The 20758-nt window shown below is 70.8% G+C and carries 20 protein-coding genes and 1 tRNA gene; 9 read left to right on the forward strand and 12 right to left on the reverse strand.

Annotation, left to right across the window (positions count from 1 at the left end; genetic code table 11):
- The first annotated feature begins 45 nt into the window (after positions 1–45).
- Both ACFYXC_RS30420 and ACFYXC_RS30425 read left to right on the forward strand, forming a co-directional pair.
- On the forward strand, positions 46–1503 hold the full coding sequence (locus ACFYXC_RS30420) for an NAD(P)/FAD-dependent oxidoreductase (protein WP_389555195.1): 1458 nt from the start codon (positions 46–48) through the stop codon (positions 1501–1503).
- A gap of 15 nt (positions 1504–1518) precedes the next feature.
- A complete protein-coding gene (locus ACFYXC_RS30425; protein ID WP_388912987.1) occupies positions 1519–2250 on the forward strand; it encodes an alpha/beta hydrolase in 732 nt (243 codons plus the stop codon).
- Positions 2251–2276: 26 nt separating this feature from the next.
- Here the strand turns inward: ACFYXC_RS30425 and ACFYXC_RS30430 are convergent.
- A tRNA-Thr gene (locus ACFYXC_RS30430) sits at positions 2277–2351 on the reverse strand.
- A gap of 251 nt (positions 2352–2602) precedes the next feature.
- Here ACFYXC_RS30430 and ACFYXC_RS30435 point away from each other — a divergent pair.
- The 3 genes from ACFYXC_RS30435 (at position 2603) to ACFYXC_RS30445 (ending at position 5333) form a co-directional block, all read left to right on the forward strand.
- Positions 2603–3739, forward strand: coding sequence for an ABC transporter ATP-binding protein (locus tag ACFYXC_RS30435; protein WP_388912975.1), 1137 nt, complete (start codon positions 2603–2605; stop codon positions 3737–3739).
- A gap of 229 nt (positions 3740–3968) precedes the next feature.
- Positions 3969–4451: a hypothetical protein gene (locus tag ACFYXC_RS30440; protein ID WP_389555197.1), complete on the forward strand. Its 483-nt coding sequence runs from the start codon at positions 3969–3971 to the stop codon at positions 4449–4451.
- 150 nt (positions 4452–4601) lie between these two features.
- The gene (locus ACFYXC_RS30445; protein ID WP_389555199.1) at positions 4602–5333 is read left to right on the forward strand and encodes an NDP-sugar synthase; all 732 of its coding nucleotides are present in this window, start codon (positions 4602–4604) and stop codon (positions 5331–5333) included.
- A 210-nt stretch (positions 5334–5543) separates the two neighbouring features.
- Here ACFYXC_RS30445 and ACFYXC_RS30450 read toward each other — a convergent pair whose 3' ends face one another.
- From ACFYXC_RS30450 to ACFYXC_RS30475, 6 genes are all read right to left on the reverse strand, one after another.
- Positions 5544–7247: a DoxX family protein gene (locus tag ACFYXC_RS30450; protein WP_389555201.1), complete on the reverse strand. Its 1704-nt coding sequence runs from the start codon at positions 7245–7247 to the stop codon at positions 5544–5546.
- Positions 7248–7348: 101 nt separating this feature from the next.
- On the reverse strand, positions 7349–8293 hold the full coding sequence (rlmB, locus tag ACFYXC_RS30455) for a 23S rRNA (guanosine(2251)-2'-O)-methyltransferase RlmB (protein WP_389555203.1): 945 nt from the start codon (positions 8291–8293) through the stop codon (positions 7349–7351).
- A gap of 123 nt (positions 8294–8416) precedes the next feature.
- Positions 8417–9817 (reverse strand): cysteine--tRNA ligase, encoded by a 1401-nt coding sequence (gene cysS / locus ACFYXC_RS30460; protein WP_388912960.1) that lies wholly within the window; start codon positions 9815–9817, stop codon positions 8417–8419.
- Between the two features lie 258 nt (positions 9818–10075).
- Positions 10076–10582, reverse strand: a complete 507-nt coding sequence (gene ispF, locus ACFYXC_RS30465) for a 2-C-methyl-D-erythritol 2,4-cyclodiphosphate synthase (protein WP_388912957.1) — start codon at positions 10580–10582, stop codon at positions 10076–10078.
- Positions 10572–11324 (reverse strand): 2-C-methyl-D-erythritol 4-phosphate cytidylyltransferase, encoded by a 753-nt coding sequence (gene ispD, locus ACFYXC_RS30470; RefSeq protein WP_388912954.1) that lies wholly within the window; start codon positions 11322–11324, stop codon positions 10572–10574. The genes ispF and ispD overlap by 11 nt, the downstream gene beginning before the upstream one ends.
- Positions 11325–11734: 410 nt before the next feature.
- On the reverse strand, positions 11735–12217 hold the full coding sequence (locus ACFYXC_RS30475; RefSeq protein ID WP_003953493.1) for a CarD family transcriptional regulator: 483 nt from the start codon (positions 12215–12217) through the stop codon (positions 11735–11737).
- 768 nt (positions 12218–12985) lie between these two features.
- On the opposite strand from ACFYXC_RS30475, the gene ACFYXC_RS30480 reads away from it, so the two are divergent.
- A complete protein-coding gene (locus tag ACFYXC_RS30480; RefSeq protein WP_389555206.1) occupies positions 12986–13705 on the forward strand; it encodes a DUF461 domain-containing protein in 720 nt (239 codons plus the stop codon).
- 143 nt (positions 13706–13848) lie between these two features.
- On the opposite strand, the gene ACFYXC_RS30485 is transcribed toward ACFYXC_RS30480, so the two are convergent.
- Both ACFYXC_RS30485 and ACFYXC_RS30490 read right to left on the reverse strand, forming a co-directional pair.
- Positions 13849–14529 (reverse strand): response regulator transcription factor, encoded by a 681-nt coding sequence (locus ACFYXC_RS30485; RefSeq protein WP_033322296.1) that lies wholly within the window; start codon positions 14527–14529, stop codon positions 13849–13851.
- On the reverse strand, positions 14526–15803 hold the full coding sequence (locus ACFYXC_RS30490) for a sensor histidine kinase (RefSeq protein ID WP_388912947.1): 1278 nt from the start codon (positions 15801–15803) through the stop codon (positions 14526–14528). Before ACFYXC_RS30490 ends, ACFYXC_RS30485 begins: the two co-directional genes overlap by 4 nt.
- A gap of 288 nt (positions 15804–16091) precedes the next feature.
- Between ACFYXC_RS30490 and phoU the strand changes: the two genes are divergently transcribed.
- Complete coding sequence (phoU, locus tag ACFYXC_RS30495) at positions 16092–16769, forward strand: phosphate signaling complex protein PhoU (protein WP_221348264.1); 678 nt, start codon at positions 16092–16094, stop codon at positions 16767–16769.
- Positions 16770–16964: 195 nt separating this feature from the next.
- Positions 16965–17117, forward strand: coding sequence for a hypothetical protein (locus ACFYXC_RS30500; protein ID WP_388912944.1), 153 nt, complete (start codon positions 16965–16967; stop codon positions 17115–17117).
- A 206-nt stretch (positions 17118–17323) separates the two neighbouring features.
- On the opposite strand, the gene ACFYXC_RS30505 is transcribed toward ACFYXC_RS30500, so the two are convergent.
- Together ACFYXC_RS30505 and ACFYXC_RS30510 are read right to left on the reverse strand one after the other, a co-directional pair.
- Entirely contained in the window at positions 17324–17731 is a 408-nt protein-coding gene (locus ACFYXC_RS30505; protein ID WP_389555208.1) for an NUDIX domain-containing protein, read from the reverse strand.
- Between the two features lie 143 nt (positions 17732–17874).
- Positions 17875–18636: a phosphoglyceromutase gene (locus tag ACFYXC_RS30510; RefSeq protein ID WP_388923044.1), complete on the reverse strand. Its 762-nt coding sequence runs from the start codon at positions 18634–18636 to the stop codon at positions 17875–17877.
- A gap of 268 nt (positions 18637–18904) precedes the next feature.
- On the opposite strand from ACFYXC_RS30510, the gene ACFYXC_RS30515 reads away from it, so the two are divergent.
- On the forward strand, positions 18905–20242 hold the full coding sequence (locus ACFYXC_RS30515) for an MDR family MFS transporter (RefSeq protein ID WP_389555210.1): 1338 nt from the start codon (positions 18905–18907) through the stop codon (positions 20240–20242).
- A 63-nt stretch (positions 20243–20305) separates the two neighbouring features.
- Here ACFYXC_RS30515 and ACFYXC_RS30520 read toward each other — a convergent pair whose 3' ends face one another.
- Positions 20306–20752, reverse strand: a complete 447-nt coding sequence (locus ACFYXC_RS30520; protein ID WP_389555212.1) for a DUF2000 family protein — start codon at positions 20750–20752, stop codon at positions 20306–20308.
- Between the last annotated feature and the right edge of the window lie 6 nt (positions 20753–20758).

Genomic DNA, 20758 nt, shown 5'->3' on the forward strand with positions numbered 1-20758 from the left:
ATCCGAAGGAGACACCCACCACCCCGAGAAGCTAACGTCCCGCGCATGAGCAGCACCGAGAACGCGGACAGCGCGTCCGGCACGGACCACACGGCACACCCGCCCCACGCGCCCCGCACCGTGGTCAACGGCGGCATTTCGTTCTGGTACGCCCAGGAGGGCCTCCCCTCCCCCCGCGAACCCCTCCCGGGTGACGCGAGCGCCGACGTGGTCGTCGTCGGCGGCGGGTACACCGGCCTGTGGACCGCGTACTACCTGAAGAAGGCCGCACCCTTCCTGCGCATCACCGTCCTGGAGCAGAGGTTCTGCGGGTACGGCGCCTCCGGCCGCAACGGCGGCTGGCTCTACAACGGCATCGCGGGCCGCGACCGGTACGCGCGCCTGCACGGCCACGAGGCCGCCGTACGCCTTCAGGAGGCCATGAACGCCACGGTCGCCGAGGTCGTGCGGGTCGCCGCGGAGGAGGGGATCGAGGCGGACATCCACCGGGGAGGCGTACTGGAGGTCGCCTGCACGCCCGCCCAGCTGGCCCGGCTGAAGGCGTTCCACGAGACGGAGCTCTCGTACGGCGAGAAGGACCGCGAGCTCTACGGCGCCCGCGAGACCGCCGAGCGCGTTCGCGTCGCGGACGCGGTGGGCTCCACCTGGACCCCGCACGGCGCCCGCCTGCACCCGGTCAAGCTGCTCAAGGGCCTCGCGGCGGCCGTCGAGGCGCTCGGCGTCACGATTCACGAGTCGACGCCCGTCACCGAGATCAGGCCCAAGCACGCCGTCACCCCGTACGGCACGGTCCGCGCTCCGTACGTACTGCGCTGCACCGAGGGGTTCACGGCCTCCCTGAAGGGCCACAAGCGCACCTGGCTGCCCATGAACTCCTCGATGATCGCCACCGAACCCCTGACCGCCGCCCAGTGGGAGTCGGTCGGCTGGGAGGGCCGGGAGACCCTCGGCGACATGGCCCACGCCTACCTGTACGCCCAGCGCACCGCCGACGACCGCATCGCCCTCGGCGGCCGCGGCGTCCCGTACCGCTTCGGCTCGCGCACGGACAACGACGGCCGTACGCAGCCGGCGACGGTCGAAGCCCTGCGCGAACTCCTCGTCCGCCTCTTCCCCCAGCTCTCCGGCGTCGCCGTGGCGCACGCCTGGTCGGGCGTGCTCGGCGTACCGCGCGACTGGTGCGCGTCGGTCACCCTCGACCGCGCCACCGGCCTCGGCTGGGCGGGCGGCTATGTGGGCTCCGGGGTGGCCACGGCCAATCTCGCCGCACGTACACTCCGGGACCTGATCCAGCGGGACTCGGGCCAGTCCGGCGAAACGGACCTCACCCATCTCCCCTGGGTCGAACACAAGGTCCGCAAGTGGGAACCCGAACCTTTCCGCTGGCTCGGGGTACACGGCATGTACGCGACGTACCGAGCGGCCGACCGCCGCGAACTCACCACCCGTGCCGCACAGTCGTCCCGGATCGCGCGTATCGCCGACCGGGTCGCGGGCCGCTGAGACAAGGGGAACACCATGAGCACCGCAGTCATGGACACCGTCCGTTACTCCTCCGACGGTCAGCTCCTCGACATCCATCGCGCCGCCGCCCCGGACGCCCCGACGGTCCTGCTCTGGCACGGCCGCGGCCCGGCCGAGCGGGACGTCCTCGGCGCACTGGCGGCCGAGGTGGCGCGCCTGGGCGCCACCGTCATAGTCCCCGACTGGCACCCGGACGCCCCCGACGGCGGCCGCCCCCAGCTCGCCGCGTCCCTCCGCTTCACCTGGGACTTCGTACGGGACCCGGCGGAGGTCGTCCTCGTCGGCTGGTCCCTCGGCGGCCGAGCGGCGATGGCCACGGCGCTGCGCCCCGACCCGCCGGAGGGCTGGCGTCCGGCCGCCGTGGTGGGTATCGCCGCCCGCTACAACCAGCCCGAACCACTGCTCGGCCTGCCGTCCCCGATGGACGTCTGCGCCACCGCCCCGCCGCTGCCGATCCACCTCGTGCACGGTACGGAGGACACGGTGTGCGACTTCGCCAACGCGGGCGAGTTCCAGCGCGTCCTGGCCGAGTGCGGCCGCAGGGCCCAGCTGACGGAACTCGCGACGGACCATCCGGGCGCGGTGATGGCCGAGTACTCCCCCGAATGGGGCCGCTGCCGTCCCGCGCACACGGGCTCCGCCCACCGGGAGGGCCTGCGCACGGCCCGCGTCATCGCCCACGCGGCGGGCATCCTCCCCACGCAAAAGGCCCAGGCCACAAAGTGACCTGAGCCTTCCGACACCGCTTCCGGAGCCCCCTGTCGGATTCGAACCGACGACCTACGCATTACAAGTGCGTTGCTCTGGCCGGACTGAGCTAAGGAGGCATGCACGCGGGCGTGCTGTGCGTGCACGCGGGCACGCCCGATGCAGTGTACCCACGTCACAGCGGTGCCCCGGCGAGAATTTCCTCGAACTTCATTCCCCGCCGAGTACTGACAGAACGCGTGAACGCGGGGTAGCGTCCTGACCCAGTCCGCTCGTGTGGACTACACCACTACGGAACGTTCCGTGGTGGCACACCACCTTTACAACGGATCGTCCGGCACGTTCCTGCCGGTGAAGGGGGCCCCTCACCATGGCCACTGTCTCGTTCAACAAGGCGACCCGCATCTACCCGGGTGGCGACAAGCCCGCCGTCGACCAGCTCGAGCTCGACGTCGCGGACGGCGAGTTCCTCGTCCTCGTCGGTCCCTCCGGCTGCGGAAAGTCCACCTCCCTGCGCATGCTCGCGGGTCTTGAGGACGTCAACGGCGGTTCGATCCACATCGGTGACCGCGACGTCACGCACCTGCCGCCCAAGGACCGGGACATCGCCATGGTGTTCCAGAACTACGCGCTGTACCCGCACATGACGGTCGCGGACAACATGGGCTTCGCGCTCAAGATCGCCGGCGTCAACAAGGCCGAGATCCGCCAGAAGGTCGAGGACGCGGCGAAGATCCTCGACCTCACCGAGTACCTCGGCCGCAAGCCGAAGGCGCTCTCCGGCGGTCAGCGCCAGCGTGTCGCCATGGGCCGTGCCATCGTGCGTGAGCCCCAGGTGTTCCTCATGGACGAGCCGCTGTCGAACCTCGACGCCAAGCTCCGGGTCTCGACCCGTACGCAGATCGCGTCGCTGCAGCGCCGCCTCGGCATCACCACGGTGTACGTCACCCACGACCAGGTCGAGGCCATGACGATGGGCGACCGCGTGGCGGTCCTCAAGGACGGTCTGCTCCAGCAGGTCGACTCGCCGCGCAACATGTACGACCGCCCGGCGAACCTCTTCGTGGCCGGCTTCATCGGCTCCCCGGCGATGAACCTCGTCGAGGTCCCGATCACCGACGGCGGCGTGAAGTTCGGCAACAGCGTGGTGCCCGTCAACCGCGAGGCCCTCAAGGCCGCCTCCGACAAGGGTGACCGTACGGTCACCGTCGGCGTCCGTCCCGAGCACTTCGACATCGTCGAGCAGAACGGCGGCGCCGCGGCGAGCCTGACGAAGGAGGCCGCGGACGCCCCGGCCGGTCTCGCCGTCACCGTGAACGTCGTCGAGGAGCTCGGCGCCGACGGCTACGTCTACGGCAGCGCCAAGGTCGGCGACGACCTCAAGGACCTGGTCGTCCGCGTCAGCGGCCGCGCGGTCCCGGAGAAGGGCGCGACGCTGCACGTCGTGCCGCGCGCGGGCGAGACCCACGTGTTCTCGACCTCCACCGGTGAGCGCCTCACCGACTGATCCCGCAACTCTCCCGTTCTGCCGGGGGGATGTCGGAGAATTCACCCGAGGTGACGAAGAAGGCCCCGCAAGCTGCTGCGGGGCCTTTTCCGTTGTCGACAAATACCCCGGCAGACCGGTCATTTCGACCGCTGTTCGTCAACATCAAACTCGAAAACGAGCACATCCCCGTCCCCCGAACTGATTACTAAATGTCGCCAAATCATTACCCCGCGCTACCCTCTCTCGCGTGAAGCACTCCACTAACCACCCGACGCGACACGGCCGCGGCTCCGCCGACCGACCGACACGACACGGCCGCGGTCCGGCCCGCCGGATCGGCCGTACCCTCGCCCTCGTTCTGCCCGTCGTCCTGGTGCTCTCCGGGACGCTCGCGGTCACCCGGGTCAACTGGTCGGGGGACGACTCCTCGACCTCGGCACTCGCCGCCTCCTCCGAGGACGTCTCCCGACGCGCCTCGCCCCGCGCCCCGCAGGACGTGCTGCGCGACAAGCTCCTGCTGGAGCTGGAGGAGAAGAACCCGGGGGTCGCCCTCACCAGCCTCCAGGAGGCCGTGAACGGCCGCCCGTCCCTCGGCAGGCACTGCGCCTCCATCGCCCGCGCCCTGGGCCGCGCGGCGGTACTCGCGTACGGCCCGACCCGGGCCCAGTCGTTCGCCCGCCCGGTCTGCGACACATCCTTCGCAACGGGCGTAGCAGCCCAGAACAACTGAGCCCATGTGGGGGCGCAGGGCCGGGCCCCGGTCTCTTCAGGGGCGCGGGGAACTGCGCGCCCAGCCCCCACCGACCTGCAGCTCCCCCTCCCCCGCGCCCCGCACAAACCCCGGCGGCCGATCCCGCGGAGCGCGACGTACAGTTCGGGCATGACCGATCCGAACGCAGCGTCGCGCCCCGTTCAAGCCGTCGTCCTGGCCGGCGGCCAGGGCTCCCGACTGCGTCCCTACACCGACGACCGCCCCAAGCCGATGGTCGAGATCCCCGGCACCGGGACCCCGATCATCGGCCACCAGCTGGCCTGGCTCGCGGAGGAGGGCGTCACCGACGTCGTCGTCTCCTGCGGTCATCTCGCCGAGGTCCTCCAGGACTGGCTGGACTCCGCCGACCTGCCCGTCTCCGTGACCACCGTGGTCGAGTCGGAGCCCCTGGGCCGTGGCGGCGGCCTCAAGTACGCCGCCAAGCACCTGCCGCACCCCGACCGCCCCTGGTACGCGACGAACGGTGACATCTGGACCCGTTTCTCGCTGCGTGAGATGGCGGACTTCCACACCGAGCGCGACGCGGTGGCCACCCTCGCGCTGGCCCGCCCCCGCATCCCGTGGGGCGCCGTCGAGACCGACGACTTCGGCCACATCACGGACTTCATCGAGTCCCCGCCGACCGCGTACGGCATCAACGCGGGCGTGTACGTCTTCTCCCCCGAGTTCGCGGACCTGCTGCCCGCCCTCGGTGACCACGAGCGCTCCACGTTCCCGCGCCTCGCCCGTGAACGCCGGCTGGCCGGCTACCCGATCCCGCAGGGCGCCTACTGGCGTGCCATCGACACCGCCAAGGACCTCACGGAGGCGGCCAAGGAGCTGGCGGCGCTGGGTCGTTGACACCCCGCCCGCGCGCGGTCCGCCCCGCGCACGGACCACGCTGGGCACGGCCGCCCCGCGCACGGCCCAACCCACCCGGCCTGGCTCACACACGGCCCGGCCCACACCCGGCCTGGCTCACACACGAGCCGGCCCGCACGACCCGGCTCACACGCCGATGGGGCCCCGCACCTGAGTGGTGCGGGGCCCCATCGGCGTCGTACGGGCTCCTCAGCGCAGCAGGCCGCCCACGAGCCCGGAGCCGCCGCCGGACCCTCCGGAGCCGCCCGACCCGCCTGAGCCACCCGAGCCGCCGCTGCCGCCCGTGCCGCCGCCCGAGCTCGTACCGCCACCGGAACCGCTGCCGCCGCCGCTGCCGGTGCCCGCGCCGCCACCGCCCGTGGTGCCGCCCGTGGTGGCCGGTCCCGCGGTGGTGCTGGGCGCCTGCGGCGGCGCCGACTGCTGCGGGGGTGCCTGGCCGGAACCCTGTGTCTGGCTGGGCAGGCCCGCGCCCGCGCCGGCCGTCTCACGGGCGCTCGCACCGGGCGAGGCCGCGGCGTCCGAGGGGTCGGCCGACGTCGCGTCACGGCTGGGCGCGTCGGAGGCCGACGGGCTCTGCCGGTCGCGGCGCGCGTCGGGGTCCTCCGGCAGCGCGGAGCCGGGCAGTTCGTTGCGCGGGGCCTCGCCGGGGCCGGGGACGACCACGCGGTCGGAGTCGCGGACGGCGCCACCGAGCAGCGACCCGATGAGCAGCGTGAGTCCGACGACGACGGTCGCGACGAGCGCGCCACGGCGCAGGACGCGCCGGCGCAGCTCCCAGATCTCGGTGCGCGGCCCGAGCGTGCGCCATGCCTCGCCCGCGAGGCGGCCGTCGATGGAGTAGACGGGGGCGCCGGCGATGATCAGCGGCGACCAGGCCGCCAGGTAGATGATGTCTGGCGCGTCGTAGACGGGGACGGACTTCCAGCTGACGGTGAGCAGCAGCGCCGCCGACAGCAGGACTCCGACGACCGCCGCGACCCGCTGCCACAGCCCGAGGACGGTCAGGACGCCGACGATCACCTGGAAGAAGGCGATGAGGAGTCCGGCGCCGACGGGGTGCTGGAGCGCGAACTCGCGCAGGGGCTCGGCGAGTTCCCAGGGGTGCAGCGAGTTCAGCCACTTGACCATGGAGCCGCGCTCGCCGCCGTCGAAGTAGACGGGGTCACAGAGCTTGCCCATGCCGGCGTAGATCGAGATGAAGCCGAGGAAGACGCGCAGCGGGAGCAGGACGACGCCGAGGTTCATCCGGCGGCCGGGGTAGTAGCCGTGCCGGACGGGGGCGGCTCCGTGCCGCTTGCGCACCCCGTCGTCCTCGTCCCGGTACTCGTCGTCGTAGGAGTCGTCGTCGAACCCGCCCTCGGCGTACGCGCGTTCGTCGAGCTCCTCGTACGCGCTGCCCGCGCTGCGCATCTGCTGGGGCAGGAGGCGGGTCTCGGGGCCGCGGACGGTGGGGGTCTCGACGGTGGCGTCGATGTCGTACTCCGGGCCGCCGCCGTCGACACGCGGGATGACCTGGGTCGAACCGCCGTCGCCCACCGGTTCCTCGGCGCCGTGCCGAAGACTCGTGCTCCGTGCGGCCTGCAACAGCCGGGTGGCGCCGGTGTCGTCGGGGGCGGACCTCCCGCTCCAGACGACGGGCGCCTGGCGGCGGGTGCCTGAGGTGGTTCCGACGACGGGGCCGCGCGCGCCGCCGGCGCCCGAGCCCAAGTGCCGCTCGGCGTGCGGCGACTGGGCCCGGGGCGCGGCGCCCCACTGCACGCGGAAGCTCGCATGGTTGACGATGACCTGCGCCGGATCGCTCGGCACCTTCACCATGTTCAGTGCGGGAACGTCGTCGAACCCCGACGGGTGGTCCCCCGTGGGTGTGCGGGGTGTTCTGGTGTCCACACTCATCTAACCGAGTGATGTGTGTTTAGGACACTGCCTTGACTGCCCGGATCTGTCCGGACCCCGTCAAGATCAACGGGCCGCCCCGGGAGGCAGCCGATCCCGGCTCAGGCCCGTCGCCGCGAAGCCTCGTACAGCACAACTCCCGCTGCCACGCCCGCGTTCAGCGACTCCGTGCCGCCCGGCATCGGAATGCGGACCCGGAAGTCACAGGTCTCGCCCACGAGTCGGGACAGCCCCTTGCCCTCACTGCCGACCACGATGACCACGGGCCCGCCGAGGGCCTCCAAATCACCGACCTCGGCCTCGCCGTCCGCGGCGAGACCGACCACGACGAGCCCGGCCTTCTTGTACGCCTCCAACGCGCGCGTCAGATTGGCCGCGCGGGCGACGGGCGTACGGGCCGCGGCCCCTGCGGACGTCTTCCAGGCACCGGCGCTCATGCCGGCCGCGCGCCGCTCGGGGACGACCACACCGTGACCGCCGAAGGCGGAGACGGACCGGACGACGGCACCGAGGTTGCGCGGGTCCGTCACCCCGTCGAGGGCGACGATCAGCGGGTCGGCACCCTCGTCGTACGCGGCGGCCGCGAGGTCCTCCGGGTGCGCGTACTCGTACGGCGGGACCTGGAGCACGAGCCCTTGGTGGTTGAGCCCGTTGGTCATGCGGTCCAGCTCGGGGCGGGGGGCCTCCATGAGGTGGATGCCACCGCGGTCCGCGGCGAGCTGGAGCGCCTCGCGCACCCGCTCGTCGTTGTCGATGAACTGCTGGACGTACAGCATCGTCGCGGGTACGCCCTCGCGCAGCGCCTCGACGACGGAGTTGCGCCCGACGACCATCTCGGACGTGCCCTTGCCGCCCCGGCCGCCGCGCGGCGAGGGCTTGCGCACGATCTGCTTGGCCTTCGCGCCGGCGATGCGGTTCTTCTTGTGTCCCTTGCGCGCCTCGGCGGGCGGGGTGGGGCCCTTGCCTTCGAGGCCCCGGCGCCGCTGGCCGCCACTGCCGACCTGCGCGCCCTTCTTGCCGGACATGCGGCGGTTGTTAGCGGCCATGACCTACCTGTCTGTGTGAACGCGCACGGATGGCGCGTACGGGTGTACGTCTATGCAGTGTGCCGTCCGGAGACCCGGACGGCACAATCGATCAAGGATCGACGGTGGATCGGACAGCGGGACTCAGCGCGGGCCGAGGGTCCAGCGCGGTCCCTGGGGACCGTCCTCGATGACGAGCCCGGACTGGTTGAGCTGGTCACGGATGGCGTCGGCGGAGGCCCAGTCCTTACGGGCCCGGGCGGCCTCGCGCTGCTGCAGCACCAGCCGTACGAGCGTGTCGACGACCCCGTGGAGGTCCTCGCCGCGGTCGCTCTCACCGGCCCAGTGCGGGTCGAGCGGGTCGAGACCGAGGACGGCGAGCATGGCCCTGACCTCGGCGAGCCGGGCGACGGCCGCCTCCTTGTCGTCGGCCGCCAGCGCGGAGTTGCCCTGCCGGACCGTGGTGTGCACGACGGCGAGGGCCTGGGGTACGCCCAGGTCGTCGTCCATCGCCTCGGCGAACGCCGGCGGCACCTCGGCCGCGGGGTCGACCACGCCGCCCGCCTTCTCCACCACGCGCTGCACGAAGCCCTCGATCCGCGCGAACGCCGACTCCGCCTCGCGCAGTGCCTCTTCGCTGTACTCGATGGTGGAGCGGTAGTGCGGGGTGCCCAGGTAGTAGCGCAGCACGATGGGGCGCCACGCCTTGACCATCTCGCTCACGAGCACGCTGTTGCCGAGCGACTTCGACATCTTCTCGCCGCTCATGGTGACCCAGGAGTTGTGCACCCAGTAGTGCGCGAACTCGTCGCCGTAGGCCACGGCCTGGGCGATCTCGTTCTCGTGGTGCGGGAAGATCAGGTCGATGCCGCCGCCGTGGATGTCGAAGGCGGAGCCCAGGTACTTGTGCGCCATGGCACTGCACTCCAGGTGCCAGCCCGGCCGGCCGCGTCCCCAGGGCGTCTCCCAGGACGGCTCGCCCGGCTTGGCCGCCTTCCACATGGCGAAGTCCCGCGGGTCCCGCTTGCCGGTCTCGCCCTCTCCCGAGGGCTGCCGCAGCTCGTCCAGGTCCTGGTTGGAGAGGGAGAGGTAGCCGGGCAGGGACCGTACGTCGAAGTAGACGTTCCCCTCGGCCTCGTACGCGTGCCCGCGCTCGATGAGTCCGCGCATCATCTCGACCATCTCGGTCACGTGTCCGGTGGCCCGCGGCTCGTACGTCGGCGGCAGGCAGCCCAGTGCCGTGTAGCCGTCGTCGAACGCGCGCTCGTTCTCGTAGCCGATCGACCACCAGGGCCTGTCCTGCTCCGCGGACTTCCCGATGATCTTGTCGTCGATGTCCGTCACGTTGCGGATGAACGTGACGTCGTAGCCGCGGTACTCGAACCAGCGGCGCATGATGTCGAAGTTGAGTCCGGACCGGATGTGGCCGATGTGCGGGGCCGCCTGCACCGTGGCGCCACACAGGTAGATCGAGACACAACCCGGCGTGATCGGGGTGAAGTCGCGAATCTGCCGGGCGCTGGTGTCGTACAGGCGAATAGTCACCACACCAGGGTAGTGGCCGACGACCAGTGCCCCGCGACCCTTGTCCCCCATGGGACACGTATTCGTGACATCAGCCCCCCGTCCTGCCCTGGGGGCTGCGCCCCCGGACCCCCGCATCGCGCTTGCGCGCTCGTCCTCGGGCGCCGGACGGGCTGACACATCAGCCCGTCCGGCGCCCGAGGACCGGGGTTCGGGGGCGGAGCCCCTGAGTCAGGGTGGGGAAGGGGGGCAAGGGCGGCGGGGGCGGAAAAGGCCCGCTCAGCCCACGCGGGCGACCAGCGCCGTGGCGACGGCCATCAGCCCCTCGTCGCGCCCCGGAAACCCGAGCCCGTCGGTCGTCGCGCCGGACACCGACACCGGCGCCCCCACGGCCGCGGAGAGGACCGCCTGCGCCTCGTCCCGCCGTTTCCCGATCTTCGGCCGCGGTCCCACGACCTGCACGGCCACGTTGCCGATCGTGAACCCGGCCGCCCGCACGATGCGCGCCGCCTCCGTCAGGAGCGTCACCCCGGACGCCCCGGACCACTCGGGTCGCCCGGTACCGAAGTGCTGTCCCAGGTCGCCGAGGGCCGCCGCGGAGAACAACGCGTTGCACGCCGCGTGCGCGACGACGTCCGCGTCGGAGTGCCCCGCGAGCCCGGCCCCCTCGCCCTCCCACTTCAACCCGGCGCACCACAGCTCACGGCCCTCTTCGAAGGCATGGATGTCGGTGCCGACACCGACCTGCGGCAGCACGACGGCCGCGGGACCCGCCTCAGAACCCATCGTTCAGCCTCCGCCGCGCCAGGACCGCCTCGGCGAGGATCAGGTCCAGTGGACGGGTCACCTTGAACGCCTCCTCGTGCCCGGGCACGACGACGACCCGCAGCCCGAGCTGCTCGACCATGCTCGCGTCGTCGGTGACGTCGTGCGTGACCGTCGTGTGGGCCCGTACGAGGGTGTCGCGTTCGAAACCCTGCGGCGTCTGCACGGCACGCAGCAGCGACCGCTCGGGCGTGGCGACCACGGGCTCGGGCTCCCCGGCCGCCCCGGCGGGCTCGACCTGCTTGACGGTGTCCGTCAGCGGGAGCGCGGGCACCACGGCGGGAGCGCCGTCGCGTACGGCCTCGATGACGCCGTCGACCGTGTCGACGGGTACGAGCGGACGGGCCGCGTCGTGCACGAGCACGATGTCGATGCCGGGCGGCAACGCCTCCAGCCCGAGCCGCACGGACTCCTGCCTGGTGTCACCCCCGGGCACGACGAGGAACTCGGTCCGCTCGGGCAGCGCGTGCGCGTCCAGCAGCGTCTTGACCTCGGCGGCCCCGTCGGGCGGAGCGACGACGACGACCAGGGAGACGGCACGCGAGGCGGCCATGGCACGCACCGCGTGGATCAGCATCGGGGTGCCGCCCAGCGCGCGAAGCGCTTTCGGAGCACCCGGACCGAGGCGTACGCCCCGGCCTGCGGCCGGAATCACGGCCGCGGTACGGGCCCCGGGAGGCGAGGGGCGCGAATCGTCAGACATCGGTTCCTGTCAGGTTTGTATGCTCGGCCGACGTGGGTATGGCCTGGGCGTACCCCGGCCGACGGGCTGGGGGAGTGCCGGGCGCGACGCCTCGACCGGACCCTTCCGTGAAGATGGTCGAGCCGCTGTCCGGGCCCGGCACTCCGAGTACACGAAAATTTCCGAGTACCGGAGTGTCTCGGTATCCACGCATCGGATTCCCTGATCCTCTGCGGTCCTCTGCAGTGTCAGGGCTGTCCGAGTGCGCGAATGTACGGGGACGGATCCGCCCCGGCCATATACACGCTCCGGGCACGGACATGCCGCAGCGCCCGGCGACAGTGGATATGTCATCGGGCACCGCGGCATTTCATGGCGCCGAACAGCTCTTTTCGTTTCTGGTCACAAAAGCGATCAGAGCGTGCTGGGCATCAGGAGGCGAGGACCTCGTCGAGCAGGGCCTCGGCCTTGTCCTCGTTCGTGTTCTCCGCGAGGGCGAGCTCGCTCACCAGGATCTGGCGGGCCTTGGCGAGCATGCGCTTCTCGCCGGCGGAGAGTCCACGCTCGCGCTCACGACGCCACAGGTCACGGACTACCTCCGCCACCTTGATGACATCGCCGGAGGCGAGCTTCTCAAGATTTGCCTTGTAACGACGGGACCAGTTCGTGGGCTCCTCGGCGTACGGCGCGCGCAGTACCTCGAAGACCCGGTCCAGCCCGTCCTGACCGACCACATCACGTACGCCGACGAACTCCGCATTGTCCGCTGGCACACGCACTGTCAGGTCACCCTGGGCGACCTTCAGCACCAAGTAGGTCTTGTCCACGCCTTTGATCTGGCGAGTTTCGATAGCCTCGATCAGCGCGGCCCCGTGATGGGGATAGACCACGGTGTCGCCAACCTTGAACGTCATGTGACAGGTACCCCTTCCGTGGCTATCCAGGGTAACACGGAAACCGCGTGTTCTGAATGGTGTTTTCGCAGGTCAGGGCATATCTCGGGGCTTGACAATCGCAACAGGAACGTGCTTCGGAGGGGTCGCGGGCGACGGTATTCGCAGGTCGGAGCGGCTCTCCCGGGGGAGGGAAACGCGCACGTTACAACACCCCGGAACCCCGCCCACGTGCCCGAACGTCCGGATTTGTCGGGTTCCGGGAGCCCCTCCTCCGCTACTCCGTTCGGTGCTCGCAGCCACGTACGAGCCGAATCCGGAATTGATCACGCGGTCTGAAGATCAGCCGGCGATCTACCGGAGATCAGCCGAAGACCAGCCGGAGATCAGCCAGAGGTCCCGTCAGGGATCCGTCGGAGTTCGGGCGCAGATCCACCGGAGATCAGCCGGAGATCGACCGGAGATCAGCTGAAGATCAATTCTCCGGACCGCCATGCATTCCTTACGGAAAACCCGCAACCCCGCGCCGCGGCCTTAGCCGAGGGCTCTTATGTGAAAGACGGACGGGCAGACGGCGAATGGTCGACTACTGGTCGACGACTCGTCGATGATGACGCGACCGGGCGGTGGTCGTCGACGTGGGCGCGGACGCGTCGGCGGGCCCTAGGGGCGGGTCGGGTGCGGCGGCGCGGGAACGGCTGGGTAACCTGAGGCCGCTGACTGACCCTTAGGGCGGCTTTGTACGAGGAGCCGCTCTGTTTCGCCCACGTTCTAGGAGTTGCCGCCGCCGTGAGCAGCAGCCTTCGACGCGGCGCCCTCGCCGCCGCCGCCATCGCGTTCTCGATCGCCTCGCTCGCCGCATGCGGCGCCGGCAACCAGGCCCAGACCCTGGAGATCAAGCCGGACAACGCCGCCGCCAGTGTCGGCGACATCAAGATCCAGGGTGCCGTCGTCGTCACCCAGCCCGACCTGGAGTCGACGGGCCCGGCCGTGGTCACCGCGACCCTGTTCAACAGCGGTCCGACCGACCAGACGCTGGAGTCCGTCAAGGTCGAGGGCATCAGCGGGCCGGCGGAGCTCAAGCCCGCGAAGGGCTCGGGGAAGCTGACGGTCCCGGCCGGCGGTTCGCTGATCCTCGGCGGCAAGGACAACGCCGCCGCCGTACTGGAGAGCAGCCGCGAGGCGTTCAAGGACGGCGACGCGCAGCCGGTGACCTTCACCCTCAGCAAGACCGGTGCCGTGCGGCTGGAAGCGTTCGTCGTGCCCGCCGAGGGCTACTTCTCCGGGTGGGGCCCGACCGAGGTCCCGGCGGCACCGAGCACCGAGCCCTCCGCCTCGGAGTCCGAGTCCGGTGCGGCCTCCGGGTCGCCTTCGGGTTCGCCCTCCGCGTCCGCGTCGGGCGACACCGGGGAGACGGGTGAGGCCGGGGAGACCGGCGAGGCGGGCAGCCGGCCGACGGACGCCGCCTCGGCCAGCGTCGACGCGGCGGAGTCGGCAGCGGGTCACTGAGCGGCTCACGACCGCCGTACGACGAAGGGCGGGACCCCTTTCCAGGGGTCCCGCCCTTCGTCGTACGGCGGTGCCGTGTCCGCGGTGCCGTGTCCGCGGATGACGCATACGCGCGTGACGTATGCGCGGGTGACGTATGCGGTTTACGGCTCGAACTTGTAGCCGAGGCCGCGGACCGTGACCAGGTAGCGGGGCGCCCCCGGGTCCGGCTCGATCTTCGCCCGCAGACGCTTCACGTGGACGTCCAGCGTCTTGGTGTCACCGACGTAGTCGGCGCCCCACACCCGGTCGATGAGCTGCATACGCGTCAGGACGCGCCCGGCGTTGCGCAGCAGCATCTCCAGGAGGTCGAACTCCTTGAGCGGGAGGTCGACCTTGGAGCCGGAGACGGTGACCACGTGACGGTCGACGTCCATCCGGACCGGGCCCGCCTCCAGGGCGGCCGGGGTGACCTCCTCGGGCTCGCCGCGGCGGCGCAGGACGGCCCGGATACGGGCGACCAGCTCACGCGACGAGAAGGGCTTGGTGACGTAGTCGTCGGCTCCTATTTCGAGCCCCACGACCTTGTCGATCTCGCTGTCCTTGGCGGTGACCATGATCACCGGGACGTTCGAACGGCTGCGCAGCTGGCGGCACACCTCGGTGCCGGGCAGGCCGGGCAGCATCAGGTCGAGGAGGACGAGGTCGGCGCCGTTGCGCTCGAACTCGTCGAGTCCATCGGGCCCGGTGGTCGCGATGGCGACCTCGAAACCCTCTTTGCGGAGCATGTAGGACAGAGCGTCGCTGAAGGACTCCTCGTCCTCGACGACGAGCACTCGGGTCACGGATGGACCTCCGGGGCAGAAAAGGGTTCGTACGGGGATGAGACGGTGGTCGTCCCGTCGGTCTGACCGGTCCCGACTTCTTCGTCGAGGCCGGGCGTCTGGTGGCCGCGAGCACGGGCGCGGGCCGCGCCCGCCTCCGGCAGCCGCAGGGTGAAGGTGGAGCCCTGACCCTCGGAACTCCACACCGTGACCTCCCCGCTGTGCGAGGCGGCCACGTGCTTGACGATCGCGAGCCCGAGACCGGTACCGCCTGTGGCGCGGGAACGGGCCGGGTCGACGCGGTAGAAGCGCTCGAAGACGCGCTCCTTGTCCTTCTCGGAGATGCCTATGCCCTGGTCGGTCACGGCGATCTCGATGAGGTCCCCACCGGGCGCCGTCACCCGGCGCGCGGCTATGCCGACCCGGGTGCGGGCGGGCGAGTAGTTGACGGCGTTCTCCACGAGGTTGCCGAGCGCGGCGGCCAGCTGGCCCCGGTTGCCCCACAGCCGCAGCTCGGCGGTGCCGCCGGCGGCCATGGTGATCTGCTTGGCGCCGGCCTGGTGGCGGCAGCGGTCGATCGCCTCGGCGACCAGCTCGTCGACGCGTACGGGCTCGGCGTCCTCCAGGGGGTCGTCGTTCTGGACCCGGGAGAGGTCGATGAGCTCCTGTACGAGGTTGGTGAGGCGGGTGGCCTCTATCTGCATGCGTCCGGCGAAGCGCTCGACGGCCTCGGGGTCGTCGGAGGCGCCCATGACGGCCTCGGAGAGGAGGGAGAGGGCGCCGACCGGGGTCTTGAGCTCGTGGCTGACGTTGGCGACGAAGTCGCGTCGTACGGCTTCGATCCGCCGGGCCTCGGTGAGGTCCTCCACGAGGAGCAGTACGAGCCGCGAGCCGAGGGGCGCGACACGGGCGGACACGGCGAGGGCCTCGCCCCGGCCGGTGCCGCGCCGGGGCAGGTCCAGCTCGACCTGGCGTATCTCCCCGTCCCTGCGGGTGTCGCGGGCCATCGCGATCATCGGCTCGACGGCCAGCTTCCCGCCGCGCACGAGTCCGAGGGCGTACGCGGCCGAGCTGGCCTTGACCACGGCGTCGGCCTCGTCGAGGACGACCGCGGAGGAGCGGAGCACGGACAGAACCGTGTCGACGCCCGGCGGGAGGACCGGGTCCGTGTGCAGAGAGGTGCGGGTGGGGCGTTTCTGTTCCCGCTCACTCCAGCGGAACGCCAGCACGGCGATGACGCCGGTGAGTACACCGGCGATCGCTGCCGCTGCGGCGACCGCCGCGTTCACGTCCATGGCCCCAGGTTAGGCACGGTGTACGCCCCGGTCACAGCCGTCCGAGGGTGGACTCGAACACTCGTCGCCCAGAGTTCACCCTGGGGACCGTGCTGGTTCACTTCGTGCGCCCGGCTCCGACGGCTCTCCCACCAGCGAGAAGAGGCTACGTCGCCCAGAATTCACCTGGGTGCCGGTGATGGTTCATTTGAGGTGGCGGAAACCGTCGCGTTCAGGCCGGAGCGTGGGAGCGTGGGGTTCACGAGCCCCTGTGAACCCCCGAAGCAGACGTAGGAAAGGGACATCCTGATGCGGGACGCGTACCACGAGGAACTTGACTCGATCGGCGAGGGCCTGGTCGAGATGGCCCGCCTCGTCGGATCGGCGATCGGTCGCGCCACGACGGCGATCCTCGACTCCGACCTGAAGCTGGCCGAAAGCGTGATCGCGGCGGACCAGAAGGTCGACGATCTCCAGCACGACCTCGAAGCCAAGGCGATAGCCCTGCTGGCCCGGCAGCAGCCCGTGGCCACGGACCTGCGGATCGTCGTCACCTCGCTCCGTATGTCCGCCGACCTGGAGCGCTCCGGCGACCTCGCCCAGCACGTGGCGAAGCTGGCCCGGCTGCGCTTCCCGGAGCGGGCCATTCCGCAGGACCTGCACGCCACGATCCTGGAGATGGGCCAGCTCGCGCAGCGCCTGATGGCGAAGGCGGCCGAGGTCATCGTCACCAAGGACGTCGACCTCGCCCTCCAGCTGGAGCAGGACGACGACGCGATGGACCTCCTCCACCGCACGCTCTTCCAGCACCTCCTGGACGACCGCTGGAAGCACGGCATCGAGACGGCGGTGGACGTGACGCTGCTGGGCCGCTACTACGAGCGCTTCGCCGACCACGCGGTCTCGGTGGCGAAGCGGGTGGTGTACCTGGTGACGGGCGAACACGCCGACGAGCTGCAGACGACGACGCCGGTCGAAGGGGCGTAGGCGTCCGGTGGCGGACCGACCGGCGGGCCGGCCTGTCGCCGCCCGGCCGCCTGACCGCTCGGCTCGCCCGGACGGCCCTCCACCGGGGGGCGCATCGTACGTTCGCAGGGGCGCGAAAGCCTCTGTGCGCCGTTGATGCGCCCGACCTTGTGGGAATAGCAATGGGAGTAGGCACAAGCCTTCGAGGAGGGACCCATGGCAGATTCCCCCACCACACCCGACCCGACCCAGGAACGCGAGACGCAGCAGCCCGCCGAGATCAAGACCCTGCCGCTCTTCGGCGCCTGCGGCTGCGGCTCGGGCTGCGGCTGCGGCTGCCAGTCCGGCAACCCGTGCCAGTGCGGCTGACCAGCGCGGCCATGCCCCAGGGACCCGACGCGCAGACGCCGCCCGCGTACCGCTGAGGACCAGCAGAACACAGACCCGAAAGGGCCCCGCTTCAGGTGCGGGGCCCTTTCGTCCGTCCGCAACGGGGCAACGACCGAACGACAGCCTCCGACTTGCGCGTAGGGCGCAGGACGCAGGTCGGGAACGTGGTCGCGCCGGCTACGGGATCAAGAGAGCTGCCCGTCCTCGTGGAGCGCGTCGAAAGCCATTCCGTCGACGGCTGAGACTCGGTCCCGATCTGCGTAGCGGAACCACGCCTTCTCTGCGATCTCCCTCGACGGGGACAGCTCACCGCAGTGATCGGCGGTGTAACAGATCATCCGGAAGGGGTCGTGATCCGGATGCCCCTCGCCGATCTCGAAAGTGCCGAAGTGCACCATGGAACCGGGATCGATCGACGTCCGCAGTTCCTCGTCCATCTCCCGCACCAGCGTCTCGCCGTCGGACTCGCCCAACTCACGATGCCCGCCCGGGAAGTAGAAGCGATCCCTGCCGTGACTACGCGTCACCAACACCCGGCCGTCCCGAACCAGGACCCACGCCACTTTCTCCGGCACACCGCTGCCATCCGCCATGGCTCAGGAACGTATCGGAGGGCACCGTCTGCGTCACGCGCCGACGCAACCGCCGACATGCACCCGGCCGAGGAACGGCCCGGACACAACAAAAGCCCCCTACCGGCGGACAACCCGCAGGTAGGGGGCTCCATCAATATCGGCTACTTCTTCTTGCCCTGGTTCTTCACGGCCTCGATTGCCGCCTTGGCTGCCGCCGGGTCCAGGTACGTGCCGCCGGGGTTCAGTGGCTTGAAGGAGGCGTCGAGTTCGTAGGTCAGCGGGATGCCCGTCGGGATGTTCAGGCCCGCGATGTCCTCGTCCGAGACGCCGTCGAGGTGCTTGACCAGGGCGCGCAGCGAGTTGCCGTGGGCCGCGACCAGGACCGTGCGGCCCGCCAGGAGGTCCGGGACGATGCCGTCGTACCAGTACGGGAGCATGCGGACGACGACGTCCTTGAGGCACTCCGTGCGGGGGCGCAGCTCCGGGGGGATCGTCGCGTAGCGCGGGTCGTCGGACTGGGAGAACTCCGTGCCGTCCTCGAGCGGGGGCGGCGGCGTGTCGTACGAGCGGCGCCACAGCATGAACTGCTCCTCGCCGAACTCCGCGAGGGTCTGCGCCTTGTCCTTGCCCTGCAGCGCGCCGTAGTGACGCTCGTTCAGGCGCCAGGAGCGGTGAACGGGGATCCAGTGGCGGTCCGCCGACTCGAGGGAGAGCTGCGCCGTGCGGATCGCGCGCTTCTGGAGGGAGGTGTGGAGGACGTCGGGCAGCAGACCGGCGTCCTTGAGCAGCTCACCGCCGCGGACTGCCTCCTTCTCGCCCTTCTCGGTGAGGTTGACGTCCACCCAGCCGGTGAACAGGTTCTTCGCGTTCCATTCGCTCTCGCCGTGGCGGAGGAGGATCAGCTTGTACGGTGCGTCGGCCATGGGCCCGAGCGTAATCGACGCCCCGCGGCGTTCGCTCGCCCGCCCGGGAGGCGGACACCCGCACGGCACCGGCGGCGGGAGAGCGCCGCCCGCCCCCTCCGTCACTTGACGACTTCTGTTAATTGACTGGCTGCCCCCGAACCCACCCTCGTAAGTTGTGCTCGCCGCAAGCACCGCTTACCTGCGCCTGCAAGCGCCGCTTACTTTGCCAAGCACCGCTTACCTGCCGCATACCTGAGCTCCGCTCAGCAGAACCTGGGGGTCCCCGATGCCGTTCACGTCCCTGAGCGTGAGACGTGCCGCCCGCGAGACCGTCTCCGGGCTCCCCCGCGAGTTCTGGTGGCTGTGGACCAGCACGCTCGTCAACCGGCTCGGCGCCTTCGTCGCCACCTTCATGGCCCTGTACCTCACACTCGACCGCGGCTACTCCGCCTCGTACGCCGGACTCGTCGCCTCGCTCCACGGGCTCGGCGGAGTCATCTCCTCCCTCGGCGCGGGGGTGATGACCGACCGGCTCGGCCGACGGCCCACCCTGCTCATCGCGCAGTCGTCCACCGCGGTCTCCGTCGCGCTGCTCGGCTTCGTGCACGACCCGGTCTCGATCGCGGCCGTCGCCTTCCTCGTCGGCATGGCCAGCAACGCGTCCCGTCCCGCCGTGCAGGCGATGATGGCCGACATCGTCCGGCCGGAGGACCGGGTCCGGGCCTTCTCGCTCAACTACTGGGCCATCAACCTGGGTTTCGCCGTCTCCTCCACCGCCGCCGGGTTCATCGCGGAGTACAGCTACCTCGCCGGCTTCCTCATCGAGGCCGCGATGACGATGGCCTGCGCGGTCGTCATCTTCGTGAAGCTGCCCGAGTCACGGCCCGAGCAGGTCCGCAAGGAGCCGGGCGAGCCCGAGGTGGGCCTTCGGACAGTCCTGCGCGACGGGCGGTTCATGAGCGTCGTCGGGCTGTCCTTCCTCGTCGCGCTGATCTTCCAGCAGGGGTTCGTGGGCCTGCCGGTGGCGATGGGCGCGGCAGGGTTCACGCCCGCCGACTACGGCCTGGTGATCGCGGTCAACGGCGTCCTGATCGTCGTACTCCAGATCCCGGTCACCCGTCTCATCCAGCACCGGGATCCACGGCGGCTGCTCGTCGTCTCATCGCTCCTGGCCGGGTACGGGTTCGGGCTCACCGCCTTCGCCGGCTCGGTCGGCGTCTTCGCGCTCACCGTCTGCGTCTGGACCCTCGCCGAGATCGTCAACGCGCCCACCCAGACCAGCATCGTCGTCCGCCTCTCCCCCACGCAGGGCCGCGGCAGGTACCAGGGCATGTACACGATGTCCTGGTCCGTCGCCGCCCTCGTCGCGCCCCTGATGTCCGGCGTCGTCATCGACCGTTACGGGGCCGAGTGGCTGTGGGGCGTGTGCGCGGTCGTCGGCACCGTGGCCGGCGCGGGGTACGGGTTCCTGATGCGGCGGCTGCCGGACGAGGAACCCCCCACCGACCTGCCCCTCCCCCCGCCCCTGCCCCCCACCGCGGAGCCCGCCGCCGACCTCCCGCTGCCTCCCCCGTCTCCCCCCTCGGAAACCACCACCGCGAAGCCCGGGGTCAGCGCCCCGTAGGACCGCGGGCCGTACACCCGTACACACGTACACACGTACGTCCACAGCCACACCCCGTACGCCTCAGTGGTGCATCCGCGCCCCCTTCACCACCTTGTCCACCGCGTTGCGCGGGCCGTACACCGCGAGGCCGACCAGGTCCAGCTCCGCGGTCGGTACGGCCCGTACGGCCGCCCGGTTGTCGCGGTCGTTGCCCGTGGAGAACAGGTCGGAGGTGAACAGCGCGCGGGGCAGGGCGCGGGACAGGGCCTTGGTGTGGGCCGCCTTCAGCGTCTCCTTCGTGCCCTCGAAGACCAGCACCGGCTGGCGGAACATCGGCAGGTAACCGACACCGTCGGCGTCCGCGTACGGCTCTCCCACCACCTCGGGGACCGACGGGCCGAGGCCGCTCACGAGGAACGCGGTCACGTTCAGCCGCTGCCACGGCTCGAGGTCCTCCCGCAGCAGCACAGCGATCTTGGTGTCGAAACGGATGGGGGCCTGGGCGTTCTCAGGGGTCTCGCTGCTCATACGGTG

The sequence above is a fragment of the Streptomyces sp. NPDC002701 genome (assembly GCF_042889045.1).
GTDB lineage: Bacteria > Actinomycetota > Actinomycetes > Streptomycetales > Streptomycetaceae > Streptomyces.

Bases quoted from the DNA above. Each gene is read 5' to 3' on its own strand.
- ACFYXC_RS30505 (WP_389555208.1), bottom strand. From the start codon at position 17,731: ATGGCGGATGGCAGCGGTGTGCCGGAGAAAGTGGCGTGGGTCCTGGTT.
- ACFYXC_RS30420 (WP_389555195.1), top strand. From the start codon at position 46: ATGAGCAGCACCGAGAACGCGGACAGCGCGTCCGGCACGGACCACACG.
- ACFYXC_RS30475 (WP_003953493.1), bottom strand. From the start codon at position 12,217: ATGACGTTCAAGGTTGGCGACACCGTGGTCTATCCCCATCACGGGGCC.
- ACFYXC_RS30520 (WP_389555212.1), bottom strand. From the start codon at position 20,752: ATGAGCAGCGAGACCCCTGAGAACGCCCAGGCCCCCATCCGTTTCGAC.
- ACFYXC_RS30425 (WP_388912987.1), top strand. From the start codon at position 1,519: ATGAGCACCGCAGTCATGGACACCGTCCGTTACTCCTCCGACGGTCAG.
- ACFYXC_RS30515 (WP_389555210.1), top strand. From the start codon at position 18,905: ATGCCGTTCACGTCCCTGAGCGTGAGACGTGCCGCCCGCGAGACCGTC.
- ACFYXC_RS30435 (WP_388912975.1), top strand. From the start codon at position 2,603: ATGGCCACTGTCTCGTTCAACAAGGCGACCCGCATCTACCCGGGTGGC.
- ACFYXC_RS30510 (WP_388923044.1), bottom strand. From the start codon at position 18,636: ATGGCCGACGCACCGTACAAGCTGATCCTCCTCCGCCACGGCGAGAGC.
- ACFYXC_RS30500 (WP_388912944.1), top strand. From the start codon at position 16,965: ATGGCAGATTCCCCCACCACACCCGACCCGACCCAGGAACGCGAGACG.
- ispF (WP_388912957.1), bottom strand. From the start codon at position 10,582: ATGGGTTCTGAGGCGGGTCCCGCGGCCGTCGTGCTGCCGCAGGTCGGT.
- ACFYXC_RS30445 (WP_389555199.1), top strand. From the start codon at position 4,602: ATGACCGATCCGAACGCAGCGTCGCGCCCCGTTCAAGCCGTCGTCCTG.
- ispD (WP_388912954.1), bottom strand. From the start codon at position 11,324: ATGTCTGACGATTCGCGCCCCTCGCCTCCCGGGGCCCGTACCGCGGCC.
- ACFYXC_RS30490 (WP_388912947.1), bottom strand. From the start codon at position 15,803: ATGGACGTGAACGCGGCGGTCGCCGCAGCGGCAGCGATCGCCGGTGTA.
- ACFYXC_RS30450 (WP_389555201.1), bottom strand. From the start codon at position 7,247: ATGAGTGTGGACACCAGAACACCCCGCACACCCACGGGGGACCACCCG.
- rlmB (WP_389555203.1), bottom strand. From the start codon at position 8,293: ATGGCCGCTAACAACCGCCGCATGTCCGGCAAGAAGGGCGCGCAGGTC.
- phoU (WP_221348264.1), top strand. From the start codon at position 16,092: ATGCGGGACGCGTACCACGAGGAACTTGACTCGATCGGCGAGGGCCTG.